This window comes from Photorhabdus tasmaniensis (genome assembly GCF_011189505.1).
In the GTDB taxonomy this organism is placed as follows: domain Bacteria; phylum Pseudomonadota; class Gammaproteobacteria; order Enterobacterales; family Enterobacteriaceae; genus Photorhabdus; species Photorhabdus tasmaniensis.
Genome location: NZ_PUJU01000159.1, coordinates 1 through 1,133 on the forward strand (window position 1 = coordinate 1; position 1,133 = coordinate 1,133).

Annotated in this window: 1 protein-coding gene; it reads left to right on the forward strand. The window is 62.0% G+C overall.

The genetic code is table 11. From position 1 onward, the window contains the following. The coding region (gene tssI, locus C5471_RS23300) for a type VI secretion system tip protein TssI/VgrG (RefSeq protein ID WP_166296586.1) at positions 1 to 1,133 on the forward strand (1,133 nt) is incomplete at both ends.

The window sequence follows — 1,133 nt, forward strand, 5'->3', positions numbered from 1 at the left end:
GGCATGGTTGCCTGCTTTGTACAGGGCAACACGGGCAAACATCAGACCCGCTATGAGATGACGGTGCGCCCCGATATGTGGCGCACCACCCTGCGTCAGAATGCCCGGATTTTTCAGCAGCAGGATATCAAAACCATTCTCACCACCCTGCTTAAAGAGAGCGGCGTCCGCGATGTGGTGTTCCGGCTGCGCCATCCGCACCCGGAACGGGAGTTCTGTGTCCAGTACCGGGAAACCGACTTTGACTTTCTGCACCGGCTGACCGCCGAAGAGGGCATCTTTTACTGCTTCGAATTCACCGGCAACAAAAACACCCTGGTGTTCGCCGACACTGCGGGGGCCCTGGCCAAAGGCCCGGTGCTGCCCTACCACCCCGGTGACGCAGCCGAAGCCCAGCAGCTGTGCGTCACGGCGCTGACCCGGCAGGCTCAGGTGCGCCCGGCCACCGTGGAGCTGAAAGACTACACCTTCAAAAACCCGGTCTGGGCGGCGGAGTTCCGCCACCATATGCGGGAACAACACCTCCAGCACACCGGCTATGAACACTTTGATTTTCCCGGGCGCTTTAAAGACGAGCAGCACGGGGCCGATTTCACCCGCTACCGGCTGGAAGCCCTGCGCAATGACGCCCTGACCGGCCACGGTGAAAGTAACGACGCCGCGATGCGGCCGGGCGTGCTGTTCACCCTCACCGACCACCCCCGTGATGACCTCAACCAGCTCTGGCAGCTGGTCAGCGTCGCGCATAGTGGCAGCCAGCCACAGGCGCTGGCGCAATCCACCGGGGAGTCCGGCACGGTGATGAGCAACCAGTTCACCTTTATCCCGGCGCATCAGCACTGGCGTCCGATGCCGGCGCGCAAACCGGTGATGGACGGCCCGCAGATAGCCAAAGTGGTTGGCCCGGCGGGCGAAGAAATCTTCTGTGATAAATACGGCCGTATCCGGCTGCAATTTCTGTGGGACCGTTACGGCCAGAGTGACGACCACAGCTCCTGCTGGATACGGGTCACACAACCGTGGGCCGGTCAGGGCTGGGGTATGCTGGCTATCCCGCGTGTTGGTCAGGAAGTGGTGGTGGACTTTCTTGATGGTGACCCGGACCAGCCGATTGTCACCGGGCGCACCTATCA